The organism is Deinococcus arcticus (assembly GCF_003028415.1).
GTDB lineage: Bacteria > Deinococcota > Deinococci > Deinococcales > Deinococcaceae > Deinococcus > Deinococcus arcticus.
Window position 1 is genome coordinate 119,829 of sequence record NZ_PYSV01000006.1, and the last position, 20,520, is coordinate 140,348.

Sequence of the window (20,520 nt, forward strand, 5' to 3'; positions counted from 1 at the left end):
TTGCCATGCGTCCTCTTGCCGTCGTCCCGGTTGCCCTAAGTCTCTCGCTGCTGGCCCAGGCCCAGCCCCTCACGGCGGCCCAGGCGGTGACCCGCGTGCTCAGCGGCCAGGCCCAGGAGGCCGACTTTGCCCCCAGCTTCCTGGCCCAGGTGCCGCTGGCCACGCTGACGGCGGGGCTGGACAACATCCGCCGCGATCTGGGGGGCTTTCAGCGCCTGCAGGACCAGGGCGGCACCCTGCGCGCCGTGTTCGAGCGCGGCGAGCTGATCGTGTCGGCCCTGTCGCTGGATGCCCAGGGCCGGATCGTGGCGCTGCGCTTCTCCTCGCCCGCCCCGCAGAGTGTCGCTGCCCAGCGCGAGGCGGTGCTGCGCGCCCTGTTCGCCGCGCCCCTGGACCCCGCCCTGTTCACGCCCGAATTTCTGCAGGCCGTGCCCCCCGCCCAGCTGAGCGCCCTGCTGGACAGCCTGCGCGCCCAGTTCGGCACCCTGCAGACCGTGACCCTGGCCGGCGAGGGCGCCACGCTGACCTTCTCGAACGGCGCGGTGCAGGTGCGGGCCCTGGCGCTGGATGCCCAGGGCCGCATTGAAGGGCTGCTGATCGCCCCGCCGCGCCCCGAGGTGAAGCTGACCACGCTGGACGAGGCCCGCGCCGCCTTTGCCGCCCTGCCCGGCCAGGTGAGCGTGCTGGTGCAGGAGGTAGGCGGCCCGGCCCGCCTGAGCCTGAACGCCGCGCGGCCACTGGCGGTGGCCTCGGCGTTCAAGCTGGCGGTGCTGGGTGAAGTGCAGGCCCAGGTGCAGGCTGGGCGCCTGAAGTGGACCGACGAGGTGACCCTGCAAGACGCCGACCGGGTGTTCTCCAGCGCCGCGCTGGAGGGGGCGCCGGCGGGCCAGCGCTTCACCCTGCGCGCCCTGGCCGCGCAGATGATCTCGGTGAGTGACAACACCGCCACCGACCTGCTGCTGCGGGCCGTGGGCCGCGGGGGCGTGGAGCGGCGCCTGGGCGCACGCGTAATGGTGAGCACCCGCGAGGCGTTCATCCTGAAACACCCCGCCAACGCCGCGCTGCTGCGCGAGTACCGCGCCGCTGGCCTGAACGAGCCGGCCCGGCGCGCGGTGCTGGCCCGGACGGCCGCGCTGCCCCTGCCAGCCCCTGAAACCTGGCCCGACGGTCCCCAGGCCCTGGACGTGGAATGGTTTGTCAGCGCCCAGCACCTGTGCCGCCTGATGGCCGAGGTGGCCGCCCTGCCCGAAACCCAGCGGAATCCTGGCGTGGCGCGGCCCGGGGCCTTTAACACCGTCAGTTACAAGGGCGGCAGCGAGCCCGGCGTGCTGAACCTGACCACTCAGGTCACCACGGCGGCGGGCCGCACCTACTGCGTGGCCGCTACCTGGAACCACACCCAGGCCCTGGACGACGACCACTTCATCGCCCTCTACGGCGGCGTGCTGGACCTGCTGCGCTGAGCGACTGCAGCGCGGAAGGCCCCCGAACCCTCACGCTTTCTTCAGCGGGGCTCACGCAGCGTCAGGCCCACAGGCTCAGAGTGGGCCCATGACCCCACGTCTGCTCCTCACGGCCGCCCTGCTGGGCGCGTCCCTGGCGCACGCCCAGGTGAGCATCTTCAACATTCCGGCGCTGCCGCCTGGGAAGTCCGCTCCAGCGGCGCCCGCCCCTGCCACGCCCACAGCCCCCGCTGCCGGAGCCACCACCCTGCCCACGGCAGGCGCGGCCCTGACCATTCCGCACCAGGCCACCCTGACTGGCCCCGCCACCCTGAAGGTGGGCGAAGCCGTGACCTGGACCTTCAATCTGAGCAACCAGGGCGAACAGCCCATTCGCCTGGAACACGGCGCCTGCGACGTGCGCTTCGAGGTACGCAACGCCGCCGGGCAGGTGGTGCGGGGCAACCCCACCAACACGCTGTGCACGCTGCAGATCGTGACCACCGAGGTGGGCCCGGGTGAAACCATGGACGTGCAGGCCATCCGCTGGGACGGCCGCGACAGCCAGGGCCGCGCGCTGCCCGCCGGCGAGTACACCATTCGCGCGGTGTTCAGCGGCGCCGGGGTGCGGATTGCCGCCGAGGACTTTTCAGTCACCCTGGAAAACTGAAGCGGCCGGGCGGGGCAGGTGGAGACGCGTTGGTCTCCCCTGCCCCGCCCGGCTGCTGGGTCGCCCGGGGTCAATCTGCGGTGACCTGCACGCCCTTCCAGAAGGCCACGCGGCCCTGAATCTGGCGGGCGGCGTCCCTGGGCGTGGGATAAAACCACGCGGCGTCCGGGTTCTCCTGCCCGTCCACCGAGAGGCTGTGGTAGCTGGCCTCGCCCTTCCAGGGGCAGGTGCTGCGCGTCTGGCTGGGGCGCAGGTACTCGGCCCGCACGCTGTCGGCCGGGAAATAATGGTTGCCCTCCACCACCACCGTGTCGTCTGACTGGGCGATGACGGCGCCGTTCCAGATGGCTTTCATGCCCCCAGCGTAGGCAGGCGCGGGGGCGCGCACCGTCAGACCGGGTGCAATCGGCCACCTGGGCCTGGGCAGGTTCAGAACGGCCTGCTGTCCGTGCCACCGCCTCGCACGGGCTGACTTCACGCCCAGAGGGGGCCAGCAGCGGCGCCTGTGGGCTTGGTGTGCCCCCGGTGGAGCGGGCCTCCGTCTAGCCCCCTCCCATTGACTTTCGGAAGCGCTTCCTCATTCAATATTGAGACACATGAACCGCTTCCAGATGCTCGGGCGCGCTGGCGCCCTGACGGCCCTGACCCTGTCCCTGGCGGCCTGCGTGCCGCCGCGCACGCCGGACGCCGCCGAGCGCGCGTGGCCGGACGAGGTGATCTATTTCGCCATGACCGACCGCTTTGCCAACGGCAATCCGGCGAATGACAACGGCCCGAACCGCAATGCCGGGGACCGCACGGACCGCACGAACCCGCTGGCGTGGCACGGCGGCGACTTCGCGGGCCTGAAGGCCAAGATTGAGGAAGGCTATTTCAAGCGCATGGGCTTTACCGCCATCTGGGTGAGCCCGGTGGTGCTGCAGGTACCGGCCATCAACACCGGCAGCGGGCCCAACCAGGGCAAGCCCTTTGCTGGCTACCACGGCTACTGGGCCGAGGAGTTCAAGAAGGTGGACCCCCACTTCGGCACGCTGGAGGAATACAAGGCCCTGATTGACACGGCGCACCGCAACGGCCTGAAAATCATTCAGGACATCGTGGTCAACCACGCCGGCTACGACGCGGCGCTGACGAAAACCAATCCCGAGTGGTTCAACACGGCGGCCGACTGCGCTGCGTCGAGCAACAAGACCACCGACTGCGATCTGGCGGGACTGCCGGACTTCAAGCAGGCCCTGCCCGCCGTGACCGCCTACCTGAACGACTTTGTGCGCTACTGGCGCGACACCACCGGCATTGACGGCCTGCGCATAGACACCATGAAGCACGTGCCGGACGCCTACTGGAAGCAGTTCTTCGCGGCGGGCGGCGCGGGCGATCCGGCCAAGGTGTGGTCGGTGGGCGAGGTGTTTGACGGCAATCCGGCGTACCTCGCCCGGTTCATGGACGAACTGGGCTCGCCCAGCGTGTTCGATTTCGCGCTGTATTTCGCCATGAAAGACCACCTGACGGGCGCTGGCGGCAACCTGGACCGGGTGGCCGACGTGTTCGCTCAGGACGGCGCCTACCGCGATCCCACGCGCCTGACCACCTTCGTGGACAACCACGACGTGCGCCGCTTCGTCTCGGAGGTCACCGAGCGCGGCGGCAGCGCGGCGCAGGCGGCCGAGCGGCTGGACCTCGCGCTGTCCACCATGTATTTCTCGCGCGGTACCCCTAGCGTGTGGCAGGGCACAGAATACGCCCAGGCCGGCAAGGGCGACCCCTACGATTACCCGCTGGGGCAGGGCAACCGCGAGGACATGGACTTTGCCAAGCTGGCTGGCAGCACGCTGGACGAGCGCCTGGGTGCCCTGGCCAGCGCCCGCGCCACCTACCGCGCCCTCACGCGCGGCGCCCAGCAGGAACTGTGGCGCCCGAACGGCGGCGCGCCCGTGCTGGCCTACCGCCGGGTCCTGAGCGGCGTGACGGGACAGTCGGGGCAACCCGTGGTGTTCGTGGTGAACGGCGGCGACACGCCCGTGGACCTGAGCAGCCTCAGCGGCGGCGGCATTCCGCTGCTGGGCACCTTTGCCGGCACGGCCCTGACGGAAGTGACAGGCCGCACCCACAGCCTCAGCGTGAGCGGCGGCAAGCTGGTGGGCAGCGTGCCCGCGCGCAGCGTGCTGGCCGTGACCGCGCCGGCCGGGGCGGGTGGCAGCGGCACCGTGAACCCCAGCCTGCCCGAAGTGGTCGCCCTGAGCGTGAACGCCGGCGACAGCGCCGCGCAGCTGTCCTGGACCCCCAGCACCGACCCCAAGGTCAGCGGTTACCGCCTCTACGTGAAGCAGGGCGCGGGCGCTGAGCGGCTGGTGAACTTCGCGCCCATTGCCCGCGACCAGGGCACGTTCCTGGTGCGCGGCCTGACCAACGACGCGGGCACCACCTTCCGGCTGGTCACGGTGGACGCCAGCGGCGCCGAGAGCCGGGGGAGCAGCGTCACTGCCACGCCCAGCAGCAAAAACACCGTGAAGGTGACCTTCACCGTGGACGCCCGCAGCCAGGGCAACGGCCCCATTGAACTGCGCCGCTTCGACACGGGCCAGCAGCTCGAAGTGCCCATGACACAGACGGGCCGGGGGCTGTGGAAAACCGAGGTGGAACTGCCCCTGTTCCGCGAGATCAAGTTCAAGTTTGGCAACGACGGCCCCGGCGCCAGGAACAGCGGCTACGAGGGCCCCGGCCAGGGCGACCGCGTGTATGTGGCCGGCACGAACGGCAACGCCTACAGCGGCACCTACGACTTCACCGAGAAGCCGGTGCCCGCCGCCACCATTGAAGGCAGGGTGACGGGCGCCGGGCAGCCCCTGGGCGGCGCCCTGGTGGAAGCCACCACTGCCGACCCCAGCCTGAACTACGCCCTGAGCTTCAATGACGGCACCTACTCCCTGTTTGCCCCCGCCGGCGCCCACACCCTGAAGGCCAGCGCGGGCGGATACCAGGACGCCACCCGCACCGCCACCGCCCCGCAGACCGGCGCCGACCTGAACCTCAGCCGCGACACCCGCACGAAATACACCATTGACGGCAACCTGAGCGACTGGACGGCCCCCAAGGTGACCGTGCAGAGCCCGGGCGTGGGCGTGTTCGGCGCCGACAACAACTGGCTGAGCCTGCGCGCCGACAGCGACGCCCAGTACCTGTACCTCGCCTACACCTACCGCGTCTCGGGCAACAGCGCTGTTCTGTACCTGGACACGGGCGCGGGCGGCGCGGCGCAGGCCGACAGCTTCGAGGCGTGGCGCCGGGCGGCCACCTTCAGCGGCGGCGTGAACGGCGTGGACGCTTTCGTGGCCCGTTACGAGAACCAGCGCGCCGAGCTGCGGCGCGTGGCCAGCGCCACCAGCACCCCCGAGGTGAACGCGGCCGACTACTTCCAGGCGGCCAGCGGCACCCTGCCCGAACAGACGGTGGAACTGGCGATTCCCTGGACGGCCCTGGGCCTGAGCGGCGCGCCTGCGGGCGGCGTGAAGGTCATGGGCGGCATCTTTGGCGGCGACGGCTACGGCGCGGGCGACATCATTCCCGATGCGGGCAGCACCCCGCCCGGCGCGAACACGATTGGCACCGACGGCGAGCAGCGCCGCGCGACCTTCACGGCCCCGGTCACGGTGCCCTGAGGCGGGAGCGGCCCGGAAGAAGGGGAGGAACGCACCGGGCGTTCCTCCCCTTTCTTCTTTCTTCTTGCGCCTGCTTACGAGGCCGTGCCCGTGCGCAGATAATCCAGAATGCCTTCCACATCGGCGGGGGCCAGATTCTCGGTCAGCCACCCTGCGTCCACGTGTCGGCCCTGGGCGCGGGCGTTCAGGACCTCGGCCAGGGCGTCCAGCACAGCATTCATCAGGTCCGCTTCGGTCTCGCCCTCGCCCGAGGTGGCCAGGCGCCGCTCCTCGGCCAACGACAGCGGCAGCCCCGAGAATGTCAGGTCGTTGATCTCGAAGGGCGGTTTCTCGTGAAGGTGGCGGCCAAACTTAACTTGGGTCATAGAAGTCTCCTGAAGAACCTGGAAGGGTCGTTTAAGCCTGGGGCCGGGGCTGCTGACGCAGGTAGGCCGCCCTGGCTTCACGCAGCCACGCGGTTTCCGGGGCTTCCTGCACAGTCGTGAGGTAATCCAGCAGGGCGTCGTGAATGGCCTGCAGTTGCGCCGTGAAGAGGTTCAGGGCGTCGGTTTCCGGTGAGACGTAGAACTTGTTGCAGATCAGCAGGCGCTCGCGGTCAATCAGGAAGCAGATTTGCCGGTGGCGCAGCGCGACCGAATTGATGAGGTCCAGAATCTGCTCGCGGTGCTGATCGTAGAGCCCCTCGTAATCGCGCAGGTCGTAGGAGATGATGACGGATTCGGCGTCCAGAGTTTTCTGTATACCGAGGGGTAAACCACCTGTGTCGAAGGAGACGTAATTTTGGCTCTCCGATGTTATCCGGTCACCTTTGATCTGCTGCATAAAATATCTGAATGCTTGCCATGAATAGAGTTTAGTCTTGCCATTAATATACGATCGAAATTTACCCTCGGCTTCTAAAGGAGACTGATGCAAAACATGTAGATTTATTTGGGAAAATAGAGCATCCAAAATTTCTTTTGGAGTGCCTTGATGCCATAAAGAAACACCTCTCTGTAAATAAATAGCTTTATCTATTTTAATAAGAGAGAAGTAGATGTCCCAATCAGGCATTCCATCTATAGATATGTCATTCACATCCAATTGCAAAATGGTAAAGTCAATTATTCCCTTCTCTCCAGATTCGCAATTGATCTCTACATCATTGTATTTAAATATGCAGCAACAGTTATTGATATTACCTTCAATGCCTCTGGCAGATAAATAATCCTGCAACAAGGACATCGAGTCCCCAACAAAGGGCTCTGGCAGATCCTTCGGCTGTCCGAACAAGCCTCTGAACATCTTATTTAGCACCCCTTACCTCCTTGTCGGGTTCAGTGGTTTCATGCAGATCGCCGCCTATAGCGTTACCCATTGAACTTCCAAGATATTTCAGCGTCGTGTCGAACCCCATCGCAGTGGGCAGCATTCCCGGCTTGCCCAGGAGCTCTGGCGGAATACCAACGAGACTCTGCAATGCGGCATCGACGTATGTCGTACCTTTCGTAAACTCGTTGGCGGTTTTTCCCAGGGCGCGCGGAATGGCTTCACGGCGGGCCTGCTTATCCTTACTGCCCGAGTGAGCCTTGACGTTCAGACTGAATTTCAAACCCGCAAATTTGGTGAGTTCCTCAGCGACAGCACCCACGTTCTGACCGATACCGCCAGCCAGACCATGTTCCACGAAGGCCCCCTTCGCCGCCTGCATTTTCTGCGCCATGTTGGCAGCCAGGAGACGTGGGCCCGTGATTGCCATCATGGCCGCCTTGCCGCCAAAGGTGGTTGCATTGCCCACAAAACCCTGACTCACCTGCTGCCACATGCTGCCCCGGGCTGCTGAATAAGCGGCCCGGCGCAGCTGTGGATTGGCTTTCCAGGCCGCCGCTATCAAGTCGTCCTGCGGATTGGCCTTGAGTTCGTTGAAGAGCGCCTGCCGAATTTTCTTGGCACTGGCGCCCGGCATATTCAGGCGCTGGCGAGCCAGAATCAGTCCCATTGGGCTGTTCAGCTCTGCCTTGACCCGGGCCCGCGCGACACGGTTCACGGTTTGCCGCAGCACATCTGTTCCAGCCAGCAATGTTCCTACATCACGCCGCCCAATGCCGCGCCAGCCGGCGTTGCCCAGCATGTCGTGGCGAACACCAGCGCGCACAGTGGCCGCAATGTTCTGGTTGTATTGCTGCACGCCCTGACGGGTGACCTGCCAGATCTGGGCGATCTCCTGACGAACAGCGGACGCTTGATTGCCCACACGCGCGGCACGGTTGCCCACCAACCGGGCTGCAGTGCTTCTCACTCCTTGCCACCCCGCGCCAGCCACCTTCCCCACAACCTGCCCCCCACCGCCCACATACTTCAGTGCGCTGCCCACTCCTCTGGCCACGCCACCGCCCACCACGCGCGCCGCTGGCCCCAGGAATGCCCCCAACAGGCCGTCCACCGCCATGGTCGAAGCACTGATGCCCGTATTCCATTTGCGGTCTTTGTAGGTCTTTGGATCAGCGCTCTTCAGAACCGCTGTTTCGGCCAGCGAGCCCGCCACGCCGCTGGCCACACCAGCGGCGGCCAGCACCAGGGGCAGAGCGGCGCCACCCGTGCCAATCACCGCCACCACGCCCACGCCAACGGCGATGGACGCCCCGAACTTGGCCAGGATGGCTGCCCCCTCGGGCGAACGCATCCACTTCCAGGCGCCGGCCACCGCTTTGCCTGCGGCACTCTTCTTGACCTGCTCCCACTTCGCGCTCGCCCAGGCCATGGCCTGCTTGGACTTCTGCACCACGGCCACCATGGCGTCCTTGCCTAACTTGCCAATACTGCTGCCTATCTGCTGGAGGGGCAAGGTAATGCGTTTGCCAGCCTGGGCGACCTTGGCCAGCTGCTCACCCCGGTACGCCTTGTCGGTGGCGAAGCGGTGGATGTTGCCGCCCACCTGCGCGATCTGCTTGACCATCGGGGTCTGCGCCAATCGCTGGAGCGCCTTGCCCCGGTAAGCCGGATCGGTGGCGAATTTGGCAGCACTCAGGCCCAGCTTCGTCAACTTCTGCGCAGCGCTGGCCGCATTCTTGGCCAGTCCCCTCAGGGCCTTCTGTGCAGGGGCGGGCATCGCTTTGGCCGCTGCCCGCAGCGTGCGGTGAAGGCCCGCTTTGGCCTGTTTCACCAGTTGCGCGCGCCCTTTGGCCGTGCCCAGCTGCCGGGCGGTGCGGCCCACCCGGGTGGCTGCCTGTGACACCGCGGCCCGGGCCTTCCTGGACAGCTGCCCCACACTGCTCAGCAACTGGGCCGCGCGCGGCAGGCGTTGACCCAGAGTTTCTCCAGCGCGCTTAACGGCGCCGCGTGCAGCAGCCACGCCTTTACCCAGGCCCGCCCGCACCCCACCCAGCTTCTTGGCCGCCTTCTTGATGGTCGCCTGAAGAGGAGCAGGGAGCTTGCGTTTCAGCGTGTTCAAGGCTGCCCTGCGGGCCGCCGGGTTGGTGACGGTTCTCACCACCTGCTTGACCGCTGCTTTTGCCTTCTTCTTCAATTCCTTGAGTTTGTCCAGTGGATTGAACCAACGCTGAAGGGTGGGAGCGGCGGCCAGCCGCTGCAGGGGCTGGGGAGAACGCACCTGGGTCAGCGCCCCTGGCCGGTGCCGCGCATGTTGGGTGCCAAAGCGGGGCCCCTGTTGAGCCAACTTGGCGCCCATCGTGCGGGCTTCAGCCTCCAATCCAGCATCGGGGTCCACGCCTGGCCCCACGCGCCCCTGGCTCTGCTGCACCGTATGCGTCACTTCATGCGCCAGCAGTTCCAGCCCAGATTGACTGTTTGGGTTAAACCGCCCGGATTGAAAGAAAATATCCGTGCCCGTCGTGAAGGCAAGGGCATTGACGCCCTTGGCCAGCGTGTCCGCTTCAGGGTCGTCGTGAATCCGCACTCTGGACAGATCATGATTCAGGCCCTGTTCCAGATGCCGCTGAATGCTTTCTGGCAACGGATTCCCACTGCCCCGTTTCGCTTGAATCCGCTGGAGAACGGGTTGCGTCGCTTCCGCGTCCAGTTCCGCCAACTGCCGCTGCAGACTCTGACGCTGCGCTGCTGTGGCCAGTTGTCCTGCCTCAGCTTCATATCGCCCCACCGCTGCATCCACCGCCCGTTGCAAGGCCAATCGTTCTCCACCCGGCACCATGCCCAGCACCACGCGAGACACCGGGGCGCTGATCGCATGGCGCTGTAACGTCGCCAGATGTTCGCCATAGGTGTCATAGCGGCTCTGTGCTGGGCCTCGGTCGGCACGGAAGCCCTGCACCAGGGTGTTCGCCACCTGTCGCTGCAGGGCGGTGAACTGCGCGTACTGCCGCGTGTCCAGCGCCTGGCCTTCAACCTGTTCGGCCTGATGCCGCATCACCGTGACCCAGTCAGCAGGACTCTGAGGCCTGGCCGGGACGGGCGGGGCCGGTCGCTGAACAGGGCCGGCCACGTCCGGCAACGCGGCTAGCTGCTCACGCACCGCCTGCCGCTGAATGGCAAGCCGTGCCACCTCCTGCTGTTCCAGCCCTGATGCCCGCAGTACAGGGGTGGCCACCTGCCGCTGCACGGCGGTCAAGGTCGGCTTCAGCCGCCGCAGCTCCTGCGCCAGACGCTGCATCTTCAGTGCAGCGGGGTCCAGCGTCGGGGCTGGGGCATGGACTTCGGGAAGGCGGCGGCGTGCCGCTGTGGGCCCGGCCGGGTGCCGGCGGTGCAGACGTTCAGCCATATCCCCACATCTTAGAGAACACGCCGGACAGATGAAGCTCAGGTCAGCAGGAGGGCGCCTGGGAAGCCTGCTGGCCCATTGGCCTTACACTGTGACCAACGCGGGAGGCCACCCCAGATGCCTCCCGCTCTCTCTTGGCCGCCCGGGCTGACATTTCCATGACACCTGGGCACAAGATTCGGGAGGATTGTCATGGTTCTGTCTAAATTCATGCCCAGCAACCCCAGGTTCAGTGAGAAGTTCGCGGCGGCGGCGCGCAATGCCCACGCCACGGCCCAGGCCCTGGTGGACCTGCTGGAAAACTACACCGATGTCGAGGCCAAGGTTCAGCGCGTGCGCGACCTGGAGCATGAAGGCGACCGCCTGACCGGCGAGGTCACGAACCTGCTGGCCGAGTCGTTCATCGTGCCCTTTGACCGCGAGGACATCATCAGCCTGAACAGTGAGCTGGATGACCTGGTGGACGATATGGAAGACGCCGCGCGCAAACTGAGCCTGTACGGCGTCCAGCGCCCCCTGCCCCAGATGGCGCAGCTGGCACGCGTGGTGGAGCAGCAGTGCGCCCTGCTGGCCCAGGTCATGCCCCTGCTGGAGCAGTCAAGCAAACTGGGCGAACTGACCCGGATCACCCGCGAGATTCGCGCGCTGGAAGACCAGGCCGACACCATCAGCGACGAGGTGCAGCGCCACCTGTACGACGGCGTGCAGGATGTGCCCGGCATGATCCGTGCCATGCGGGGCGGCGAGATTGTGGCCCTGATTGAAGACGCCAGCGATCAGGCGCAGCGCGTGGCCAAGACCATCGAGAGCATTCTGCTCAAGAACGCGTAAGGCCAGGGCAATCCATGGAAACGGCTCTGATTGGCCTGATCATTATTCTGGCACTGGCACTGGCGTTCGACTTTATCAACGGGTTTCACGACACCGCCAACGCCATCGCCACCAGCGTGGCCACCAAGGTGCTGACCCCCGCCCAGGCCATTGCCATGGCCGCCATTCTGAATGTGGTGGGCGCGCTGGCCGGCACGGCGGTGGCCAAGACCATTGCCACCGACATCGTGCCGCAGGCGTACGCCACGCTGGAACTGACCGGCGCCGCGCTGCTGAGCGCCATCATCTGGAACCTCTTCACGTGGTGGAAGGGCCTGCCCAGTTCGTCCAGCCACGCCCTGATCTTCAGCCTCGTGGGCGCCGGGATAGCGGCGGGCGGTACGGGCATCATCATTCCCAAGGGCGTGCGCAAAACCCTGACGGGTCTGGTCAGCAGCCCCCTGCTGGGCTTTCTGGTGCCCATCTTGCTGATGGCGCTGCTGTCGTGGCTGGTGCTGCGCTGGATGCGGCCCCGCACGGTCACCCGCACCTTCCGCTGGCTACAGATTGGCTCGGCGGCGTTCATGGCCTTTTCGCACGGGGGCAACGACGCCCAGAAAGCCATGGGCATCATGACCTTTGCCCTGAGCGCCTACCTGGGCACGCAGGTTCAGGACGTGCCGCTCTGGATCATTCTGTCGGCGGCGGCGGCCATGGGCCTGGGCACGGCGATGGGCGGCTGGCGCATCATCAAGACCATGGGCTTCAAGGTGGTGGACCTGAAACCTGTGGACGGCTTCGTGGCCGAGGCCAGCGCCGCCGCCATCATTGTGGGCGCCACCCAGCTGGGCATTCCCGTGAGCACCACCCACACCATTTCCACCAGCATCATGGGCGTGGGCACCACCAAGGGCTTTAAAAAGGTGAAGTGGCAGGTGGCCGGGCGCATTGTGCAGGCGTGGATTTTCACCATTCCGGTGTGTATCGCGCTGGGCTGGCTGCTCCACAAGCTGATTCTGCTGGTGGTCTGAGACGGACGGCCGTCCATATCCGGAACATCCGGGAAGAAGGGGGATGTTCCCCGCCTTCGGCTGGGGGCGGTCCACTTCCCGGACATCCGTCTCTGTTGCTGCTCCGCAGCGCTGCGCGTCCCTCCGGTTGGAAACATTCCGTCATGGGGTACGGCCTTGTTTGGAACTCGTCTGATACGGGCCTATAGCGCTGAAGGCAGAGGCTGAAACCAGAAAGGGTGCCTGCGGGCACCCTTTTTTGTGGCGCCACCAGGGCCGCGCTTGCCCGCCTGGCAACCCTCGCCTACACGCGCACACTGGCGCCTGGGGCCGCGTGGCCGCGCAGCAGATCAGCCAGCACCGCCGCGCCGCGCACCACGCCCAGGGCGGGGCGGCTGAACAGGGCGCCCGCGTCCGTGGCCCACAACTGGCCGGCCTGCACGGCCCGCAGCCCCCGGGCGGGCGAACCGGGAGCCCGCAGCGCCCGGGCAAACGCCAGATTCTCGCCCAGGTCGTAGCCGCAGCACATCACCACGATCACGTCCGGGTCCAGAGCGGCCACCTGCGTCCAGCTGGTCCGGCCCGAATCGGTGCCGGCCGCGCCCAGCACATTCACCCCGCCGGCCCGCTCCACCTGTTCGGGAACCCAGTGGCCGCCGTAAAACGGGGGGTCGGTCCATTCCAGGGTCAGCACCCGTGGGGCGTGCGGCACTGGCACGATGCCCTGCCAGTCGGCCCCGGCCTGCCGGGCCAGGGCGGCGCCGCGCCCGGGCACGCCAGCGGCGCCCGCCAGGGCCGTCAGATCAGCCAGAATGCCCGCCACACTCCGGCCTTCCAGGCTCAGCACCCGGGCGGCGGGCAGGCAGCCCGGCAGATACCGCACCGCCGCGTCAATGGTGCCCGGCGTGACCGCGCACACCTCGCAGACGCCCTGGGTCACCACCAGATCGGGGTTCAATTCATCCAGCAGGGCGCCGTCCACCTGATACAGCGCGCGCCCTTCGCGCACGGCCTCGCTCACCGCCCGGTCAATCTCGGCCTGGGGGGCCTGGGGGTCCACCACCGAGCGGGTCAGCACCGGGCGCCCGGCGGCTCCCGGATGGTCGCAGGAATGGCTCACCCCCACCACGTGCTCGCCCAGCTCCAGGTCGAACAGCAGGTCGGTGGCACTGGGCAGCAGGCTCACGATGCGGGGGGCAGGCCGGGTCATGCCCCCAGGGTAGGGCACCCGCAGGGCCGCGCGGCCACGCCTCTTCAGAAACTGCCATGCTGCGCGGTATGACAGGACAGATGCGAGCGGCAACGCACCGGGGAGCGCCCAGCGCAGCGCTGGTGGGCCTGCTGCTGATGGGCAGTGCCCTGGCCGGGGCCCACGGCGGCGCGGCCGGGGCCCACAGCGGCCCCCCGGCCTTCCTGGGGCAAGTGACCGCCCTGCTGGGGGTTTCGGCGCTGGCGGCGTATGTCTCTTTCCGGTTGCGGCTGCTGCCGATCATCGGGTTTCTGGTGGCGGGCGTGCTGGTGGGTCCCGGCGCTCTGGGCCTGATTCACGAACCCGAACTGATTGCCGCCGCCTCGGAAATCGGGGTGATGCTGCTGCTGTTTACCATTGGCATCGAATTCAGCCTGGAGCGGCTGGGGCGCATCGCCCGCCTGATTTTTCTGGGCGGGGGCCTGCAGGTGGGCCTGACCCTGCTCGTTACGCTGGGGGCGGGGCTCGCGCTGGGGATGGGGGTCAGCAACGCGGTGTTCACCGGCTGCCTGATTGCGCTGTCCAGCACCGCCATCGTGATGAAGCTGCTGGGCGAGCGCGGCGAGACAGGCGCCCGCACCGGGCAGGTGGCCCTGGGCATCCTCATCTTTCAGGACCTCGCTGTGGTGGTGATGGTGCTGCTCATTCCCATGCTGGCCGGAGAGGGGGGTGGGCTCTGGGGCATGGGGCTGGCCCTGCTCAAGGCCGCCGGCATCATTGCCCTGGTGCTGCTGGCCGCGCGGCGACTGGTGCCGCCCGTTATGGAGGTGGTGGCGCGCACCTGCTCGCCGGAAATTTTCCTGCTCACGGTGGTGGCGCTGTGCTTTGGCACCGCCAGCCTCACGGCGGTCGCCGGGGTCAGTCTGGCGCTGGGGGCCTTTCTGGCCGGGCTGCTGGTCAGCGAGAGCCGGTACGGCGCGCAGGCCCTGGGCGAGATTCTGCCGCTGCAGATTCTGTTCAGCGCCGCCTTTTTCCTGTCGGTGGGCCTGCAGCTCGACCTGGGCTTTCTGGCCGGGCATCTGGGTCTGGTGCTGGGCGCCGCCGCCCTGATCGTGGTGGTCAAGACGGTCATCACAGCCCTGAGCGTGCGCCTGCTGGGCGAGGACTGGCAGGTGGCGGTGCCGGTGGCGCTGCTGGGCGCGCAGGTGGGGGAATTCTCGTTTGTGCTGGCCGCCGCCGGCACCGCCCTGGGCCTGAGTTTCGCCGGGCTGGGCGCGCAGGGGAGCGGGGTGTTCATTGCCGCCACGGTGCTGCTGATGACCCTCACGCCGGCGCTGGCCGGTCTGGCCCCCGCTGTGCTGGCCCGCCTGCAGCCGGCGGGTCCTGGCCCGGGGGCTGAACCCGGCCAGAGTGAAGCGGGCCCCTCCTCCCACGGCCTGGACGTGGCCGGGCAAACGGTGTTTCTGGGGTACGGCGTGCACGCCCGGCTGGCAGCCCGGGCCCTGAGCCGCGCCGGGCAACCCTACGCGGTGGTCACGCGCAGCCCGGACGGCGCCAGCGAACTGCAGCGGCGGGGCGCCAGTGTGCTGATCGCGGATTACACCCGCGCCGCCACACTGCGCGACCTGAATATTGCGGCGGCCCACGCGGTGGTCATTGCCGACGACGACCACGACACCACCGAGCGCGCCCTTCAGGTGCTGCGCACTGTGGCCCCGGCGGTCCGGGTGATCACGCACGCCACCACCCCCGCCGCCTTCCAGAGTCTGCAGGGCCTGGGCGCCCAGCATATTCTGCTGCCGGGGCGCGAGGTGGCTGCCGGCCTGCTGGATCTGCTCACCCCGGCCGGCGTCTCGCGCCAGGAACTGGCCCGGCAGCTGGCCGAGCACCCGCCCGTGGTCCTGACCCCCGAACAGCAGGCCCAGTGCAGCCACGCGCAGACCAGCCCAGGCCCCGTGACGCCGGAAGCGGACGTGTGCGTGGCCTGCGTGGCCCAGGGCGACACCTGGGTGCATCTGCGGGTGTGCATGACCTGCGGCCACGTGGGCTGCTGCGATTCCTCCAAGAACAGGCACGCCACCCGCCACGCGCAGGACACGGGCCACGCGGTCATTCGCAGCGCCGAACCCGGCGAAGCCTGGGCCTACTGCTACGAGCACCGCTGGACGAAGTAGGGGCGCGGGCCCCAGCAGGGCCCGGGAGCCCGCGCCGCAGCCTGAGCAGGCCCGGGGTGTCGCCGGGCTCGGGGGTTACTCCACCCTCGGGGCCCGGCGCACGGCGCCCAGGGCCAGCAGGGCGGCCGTGACATCCAGGGCCGCGTGCAGGCCGTACACCAGCAGGTCGGCCAGCGGCCGGGCCTCCGTCAGCCCGGCCACCGGCACCACATTCACCACGCCAATGGCCAGGCTCAGGGCGGCCGAGGCGTTGAGCCACGACAGCAGCGCGGCCCGGCCCGCCAGGTCCAGTGGGGCCGGGGCAACGCGCGCCAGCGTGCCGTACACCGCGTTCTTGGCCAGAATGAAGCCCAGTTCGGCCATGAGCAGGGCGGTCAGGGCCACCAGGTGAACCTCGGGCACCGCGCCCGCCGCGAACAGAAACACCGTCATCAGCCACAGGGCCAGCCGCAGGGCGGTCAGCCAGGGAAACAGGCCGCGCAGGGAGCGCAGCACCCCGTCATCGTCTTCGGTTTTCAGGGCCTGGGCGTAGCGGGCGAAGACCTGGGTCCACCACACCAGCACCACCGCCGAGAGCAGCGTGCGCAGCGCGCCCAGCCACCCCAGTTCCGAGGGCGGCCAGCCGGACCACAGGCTGTAGGCACACAGCGCCAGGGTGGCCGCCACCAGCGCCCACAGGGCCGCCAGCGCGGCGGTGCGCCACTGGGGGGCGGTCATGGGGCCCCTGCGGGGCGTCCCAGGGTCAAAGGGACTAAGGGTCTAAGAGGCTTGGTGCCCTGTCTCCTTAGACCCTTAGACCCTCGACCCTCAGACTTCTCCAACCCCTTCACAGGCCCAGCTTCGCCTGCAGGCGTTCGCGCACCACTTCGGGTTTGGCCTTGCCGCCGGTGGCCTTCATGACCGGGCCGAACAGGGCGTTCATGGCCTTGGCGTTGCCCGCGCGGACCTTCTCCACGGTGGCGGGGTCGGCCTGGAGGGCGGCGTCAATGGCCGCGTCGATGGCGGCCGTGTCGGTCACCACGCTCAGGCCGCGTGTGCGCACCAGGGCGCGCGGGTCCTGGCCGGTCAGCACGTCGGGCAGCAGGTCCTTGGCCACCCGCCCGCTGATGGTGCCCTCGTCAATCAGGGTCACCAGCGCCGCCAGATGGGCGGGCTGCAGGGCGCTGCCATCCAGGGTCTGCCCCTGCGCGGCCAGCAGGCCCGAGACGTCGCCCAGCAACCAGTTCGCCAGCTTCTGGGCATCTGGTTTCTGGGCACCTGGTTTCTGGCCATCCGGGCCTTCATGCATGGCCTCGTCGTACACGCGCGAGAGGGCCACGCTGTGGCTCAGGGTGTGGGCGTCGCCGGCCCGCACCCCCGCCGCCAGGTAGCGCTCACGCTTCTGGGCGGGCAGTTCAGGCATGCGCGCGCGCACCTGCGCCAGCCAGTCCAGGGTGATGTCCAGCGGGGGCAGGTCGGGCTCGGGGAAATAGCGGTAATCGGCCTCGCCCTCCTTGGTGCGCATGACAAAGGTTTTCTGCCCGCCCTCGTCCCAGCCCATGGTGTCCTGCGTGATGCGCCCGCCGCCCGAGAGCACCCGCGCCTGCCGGGCGGTCTCGTACTCGATGGCGCGCGCCACCGAGCGGAAGGAGTTCAGGTTCTTCACCTCCACCTTGGTGCCCCAGGGTTCGCCGGGGCGGTGCAGGCTGAGGTTCACGTCGCAGCGCATCTTGCCTTCTTCCGGCGTGGCGTCGCTGACCCCCAGCGCCTGCGCAATGGCCTGCACGCTTTCCAGAAAGGCGCGGGCTTCTTCGGGACCGGTCAGGTCCGCCTCGGTGACCATTTCCAGCAGGCTGGAGCCGGCACGGTTCAGGTCCAGCATGGAATAAGGCGCGTAGGTGGGGTGGGTCAGCTTGCCAGCGTCATCTTCGAGGTGCGCGCGCTTGATGCGGATGCGCCGCACCTCGCCGCTCTCCAGGGTCACGTCCAGAAAGCCGTCCCGGGCAATGGGCCGGTCGTACTGCGAGAGCTGAAAGTTCTTGGGAGCGTCGGGGTAGAAGTAGTTCTTGCGGTGAAACTGGGTGGGCCCCGAGACGTCGCAGTTCAGGCCCAGGCCGAACATCATGGCGAGTTCCACCGCCTCGCGGTTCAGGGCAGGCAGGGTGCCGGGCAGCCCCAGGGTGTAGGGGTCCGTGAAGGTATTGGGCGGCGCGCCGTGATAGTCCTGCGGGCAGGCGCTGAAGATCTTGCTTCTCGTCTTCAGCTGCAGATGCACTTCCAGCCCAATCACCGCCTGATACGCCATGCGGCCGAGCATAGAGCATTTGCCTGAGCGCGCCCCACGCCCTCCCAAGACAGGCGCGCGGCACCCCAGGGGGCGGGGGCCATGCACTACCCTGCCCTGTATGTGGGCCTCTCAACGAGCAGGGGCGGTGCCGGGCAGCGTCTTTGCGCTGATGGACGCCGCCAAGGAACGCGCGCGGGCCGCCGGGCGCGCGGTGGTTGACCTGAGCATTGGCAGCAGCGACCTCTCACCGCCCGAAGCCGTGCTCTCGGCGCTGCGCGGGGCCACCCGTGACCCGGGCACCTACCGTTATCCCCTGTTCAGCGACACGGCCCCGCTGCGCGAGGCGGCGGCGCGCTACCTGGGCCGCCGCTTTGGGGTGACTGTGGACCCCCAGACCGAGGTTCTGCCGCTGATCGGGGCGCAGGAAGGGCTGGCCCACCTGCTGCTGGCCGTGACCGACCCCGGCGACACCCTGCTGCTGCCCGACCCCGGTTACCCGCCCTACCTGGGCGCGGCGGCGGTGGCGGGCGTGAGGGTGGCGCCGCTGCCGCTGCGCGAAGACACCGGCTTTCTACCGGACCTGGACGCATTGCCGCAGGAGCTGCGCCCGCGCGCCCTGCTGCTGAATTACCCCAACAACCCCACTTCCGCGGTGGTGGACGACGCGTTCTTTCCGCGTGTGGCCGCGTGGTGCCGCGAGCGGGGCACCCTGCTCATCCACGACCACCCTTACGCCGAGCTGACCTATGACGACTACCGCGCCCCCAGCGCCCTGCAGGCGGGTCTGGACGGCGTGGTGGAACTGCACTCGCTGAGCAAGACCCACCACATGGGCGGCTTCCGGGTCGGCTTTGCCGCCGGGGACGCCGGGGCCATTGCCGCGCTGGCGCGGGTAAAGGGCAGCGTGGATTTTCACCCGTATCTGGGCATTCAGCGCGCGGCGGCGCTGGCGCTGGACCTGCCGGAAGCCCTGGGCCGCCAGGGAGCAGCCGTGTTTCAGGCCCGGCGTGACGCCCTGGTGCCCGCCCTGCGCGACCAGGGCTGGGCGGTGGCGTGGCCCCAGGCCAGCATGTACGCCTGGGCCCGGGTGCCGGGGCTGCGTGACAGCGTGGCCTTTGCGGTGCGCGCCGCCGAACAGACGGGCGTGGCGCTCAGCCCCGGCGCCGCCTTTGGCACCCAGGGTGAGGGCTACGTGCGCCTGGCCCTGGTGCAGCCGCCCGAGGTGCTGCTGGAGGCCGCGCGGCGACTGGGAGGGGTGGGGGTGTAGGTGGTGGGCTGTGGGCTGTAGGAAAAGCCGTTCCTACAACCCACAGCCCACAGCCCTACTTGTCGAACTTGTCGTACCCGGCCGCGCTGCGGCGCTGGGCGCCCCGGGCGTAGTCCATCTGCATCTCCACCGTCTCGTGCTTGCCCTCGGTGAAGGTGCTGTCGTGAATCCAGTAATTCAGGCGGTCGTCGCCCAGCTGCACCCAGAATTTGTGGGCGTCCTCGGGGTCGCGCCAGAACACCACGTGTTCAAAGGCGTTGCTCTGGGCCCACATCTGAATGTCGCTCAGCACCCGGGCGGCCTTGGGGTGGGTCATCTCGAATTCCTGACCATCGCTCTCGTTGCGAAACTTGATCTCGACCATGGTGAAAGCAGCGTAACAGACCCCGCCCGCCCTCAGGCTGCACCTTGTCTGAAGGAAAATTCAGGGTGCGGTGAAGGCCGCCGGGGCCTGTCCCTTATGCTGCGGGCGCCCATGAATGAACCGGCGCCCCTGAAGGTCACCACCCTGAATCTCAACGGCCTGCGCAGCGCCCTGCGCAAGGGCCTGCGCGAGTGGTTAAGCACCGAGGCGCCGGACGTGTTGCTGCTGCAAGAGGTGCGCGCCGACCCCATGCCAGGCGCCCTGGCCGATCTGGGCTACGCCGGGGCGTGGTTTCCCGCCCAGAAGGCGGGCTACAGCGGTGTGGCCATTCTAGCCAGAGAGGCGCTGAGCGACATTCGCGTGGGCCTGCCCCACGACGAACTGGACGCCGAGGGCCGCGTGCTGAGCGCCGTGGTGGGCGGCGTGCGCTTTGCCAGCGTGTATCTGCCCAGCGGCAGCTCTGGTCCCCAGCGTCAGGGCTTCAAGGAGCGCATTCTGGAGGACTACCACGCCTGGGCCGAGGCCCTGCTGGCCGAAGGCACTCCGCTGGTGATTGGCGGCGACTACAACATTGCCCACCAGGCGGTGGACCTGAAAAACTGGCGGGCCAACCAGAAAAACAGCGGTTTTCTGCCCCAGGAGCGCGAGTGGATGACCCGGCACCTCGCCTGTGGCCTGACCGACACCCACCGCGCCTGCCTGGGCGAAACGGCCGCTTACACATGGTGGAGCAACCGGGGGAACGCCTACACCAACGATGTGGGCTGGCGCCTGGATTATCTGCTGAGCGCCGGGGTGAGCGTGCAGGGCGTGCAGGCGCACCGCGCCGCCCGTCTGAGCGATCACGCGCCCCTGAGTGGACAGGTGGTGCGCCCGGGCTGAAGCGGGGCCAGGGCTGCGTAAAGGTGGCGTCAGGCGGGGCGTGTTATGCTGAAGCCGCTGCCGGGTTCAGGAC

At 68.0% G+C, this 20,520-nt stretch carries 16 protein-coding genes; 8 read left to right on the top strand and 8 right to left on the bottom strand.

All coding sequences use genetic code 11. The features are described from left to right. Window positions 1-5 precede the first annotated feature (5 nt). Together C8263_RS07965 and C8263_RS07970 are read left to right on the top strand one after the other, a co-directional pair. Window positions 6-1,463 carry a serine hydrolase gene (locus tag C8263_RS07965; protein WP_107137592.1) on the top strand — a complete coding sequence of 486 codons (1,458 nt, stop codon included), beginning with the start codon at window positions 6-8 and terminating at the stop codon, window positions 1,461-1,463. Window positions 1,464-1,551: 88 nt separating this feature from the next. After that, window positions 1,552-2,112 carry a BsuPI-related putative proteinase inhibitor gene (locus C8263_RS07970; RefSeq protein WP_107137593.1) on the top strand — a complete coding sequence of 187 codons (561 nt, stop codon included), beginning with the start codon at window positions 1,552-1,554 and terminating at the stop codon, window positions 2,110-2,112. Window positions 2,113-2,182: 70 nt separating this feature from the next. Here C8263_RS07970 and C8263_RS07975 read toward each other — a convergent pair whose 3' ends face one another. Continuing rightward, entirely contained in the window at window positions 2,183-2,467 is a 285-nt protein-coding gene (locus C8263_RS07975; protein ID WP_107137594.1) for a DUF427 domain-containing protein, read from the bottom strand. 241 nt (window positions 2,468-2,708) lie between these two features. Between C8263_RS07975 and C8263_RS07980 the strand changes: the two genes are divergently transcribed. After that, window positions 2,709-5,771 (top strand): alpha-amylase family glycosyl hydrolase, encoded by a 3,063-nt coding sequence (locus C8263_RS07980; RefSeq protein ID WP_107137595.1) that lies wholly within the window; start codon window positions 2,709-2,711, stop codon window positions 5,769-5,771. Between the two features lie 74 nt (window positions 5,772-5,845). Here the strand turns inward: C8263_RS07980 and C8263_RS07985 are convergent, their stop codons facing one another. From C8263_RS07985 to C8263_RS19475, 3 genes are all read right to left on the bottom strand, one after another. Next, window positions 5,846-6,136, bottom strand: coding sequence for a hypothetical protein (locus tag C8263_RS07985; RefSeq protein WP_107137596.1), 291 nt, complete (start codon window positions 6,134-6,136; stop codon window positions 5,846-5,848). A 31-nt stretch (window positions 6,137-6,167) separates the two neighbouring features. Further along, on the bottom strand, window positions 6,168-6,593 hold the full coding sequence (locus tag C8263_RS07990; RefSeq protein WP_107137597.1) for a hypothetical protein: 426 nt from the start codon (window positions 6,591-6,593) through the stop codon (window positions 6,168-6,170). Window positions 6,594-7,056: 463 nt separating this feature from the next. Then, a complete protein-coding gene (locus C8263_RS19475) occupies window positions 7,057-10,377 on the bottom strand; it encodes an eCIS core domain-containing protein (protein ID WP_199188348.1) in 3,321 nt (1,106 codons plus the stop codon). Window positions 10,378-10,677: 300 nt separating this feature from the next. Between C8263_RS19475 and C8263_RS08000 the strand changes: the two genes are divergently transcribed. Both C8263_RS08000 and C8263_RS08005 read left to right on the top strand, forming a co-directional pair. Then, window positions 10,678-11,316, top strand: coding sequence for a DUF47 domain-containing protein (locus C8263_RS08000; RefSeq protein WP_107137598.1), 639 nt, complete (start codon window positions 10,678-10,680; stop codon window positions 11,314-11,316). Window positions 11,317-11,330: 14 nt separating this feature from the next. Then, window positions 11,331-12,326 (top strand): inorganic phosphate transporter, encoded by a 996-nt coding sequence (locus C8263_RS08005; protein ID WP_107137599.1) that lies wholly within the window; start codon window positions 11,331-11,333, stop codon window positions 12,324-12,326. Between the two features lie 283 nt (window positions 12,327-12,609). Here the strand turns inward: C8263_RS08005 and C8263_RS08010 are convergent, their stop codons facing one another. Continuing rightward, window positions 12,610-13,515 (bottom strand): TroA family protein, encoded by a 906-nt coding sequence (locus C8263_RS08010; protein WP_107137600.1) that lies wholly within the window; start codon window positions 13,513-13,515, stop codon window positions 12,610-12,612. A 68-nt stretch (window positions 13,516-13,583) separates the two neighbouring features. Between C8263_RS08010 and C8263_RS08015 the strand changes: the two genes are divergently transcribed. Further along, complete coding sequence (locus C8263_RS08015) at window positions 13,584-15,668, top strand: cation:proton antiporter domain-containing protein (RefSeq protein ID WP_233218719.1); 2,085 nt, start codon at window positions 13,584-13,586, stop codon at window positions 15,666-15,668. A 75-nt stretch (window positions 15,669-15,743) separates the two neighbouring features. Here C8263_RS08015 and C8263_RS08020 read toward each other — a convergent pair whose 3' ends face one another. Beyond that, the gene (locus C8263_RS08020) at window positions 15,744-16,385 is read right to left on the bottom strand and encodes a hypothetical protein (protein ID WP_107137601.1); all 642 of its coding nucleotides are present in this window, start codon (window positions 16,383-16,385) and stop codon (window positions 15,744-15,746) included. 109 nt (window positions 16,386-16,494) lie between these two features. Beyond that, window positions 16,495-17,952, bottom strand: coding sequence for an Asp-tRNA(Asn)/Glu-tRNA(Gln) amidotransferase subunit GatB (gene gatB, locus C8263_RS08025; protein WP_107137676.1), 1,458 nt, complete (start codon window positions 17,950-17,952; stop codon window positions 16,495-16,497). A 100-nt stretch (window positions 17,953-18,052) separates the two neighbouring features. On the opposite strand from gatB, the gene C8263_RS08030 reads away from it, so the two are divergent. Further along, on the top strand, window positions 18,053-19,201 hold the full coding sequence (locus C8263_RS08030; RefSeq protein ID WP_107137602.1) for an aminotransferase class I/II-fold pyridoxal phosphate-dependent enzyme: 1,149 nt from the start codon (window positions 18,053-18,055) through the stop codon (window positions 19,199-19,201). Between the two features lie 55 nt (window positions 19,202-19,256). On the opposite strand, the gene C8263_RS08035 is transcribed toward C8263_RS08030, so the two are convergent. After that, window positions 19,257-19,565, bottom strand: coding sequence for a hypothetical protein (locus tag C8263_RS08035; protein ID WP_107137603.1), 309 nt, complete (start codon window positions 19,563-19,565; stop codon window positions 19,257-19,259). 111 nt (window positions 19,566-19,676) lie between these two features. On the opposite strand from C8263_RS08035, the gene C8263_RS08040 reads away from it, so the two are divergent. Continuing rightward, a complete protein-coding gene (locus C8263_RS08040; RefSeq protein ID WP_107137677.1) occupies window positions 19,677-20,447 on the top strand; it encodes an exodeoxyribonuclease III in 771 nt (256 codons plus the stop codon). The last annotated feature ends 73 nt before the right edge of the window (window positions 20,448-20,520 follow it).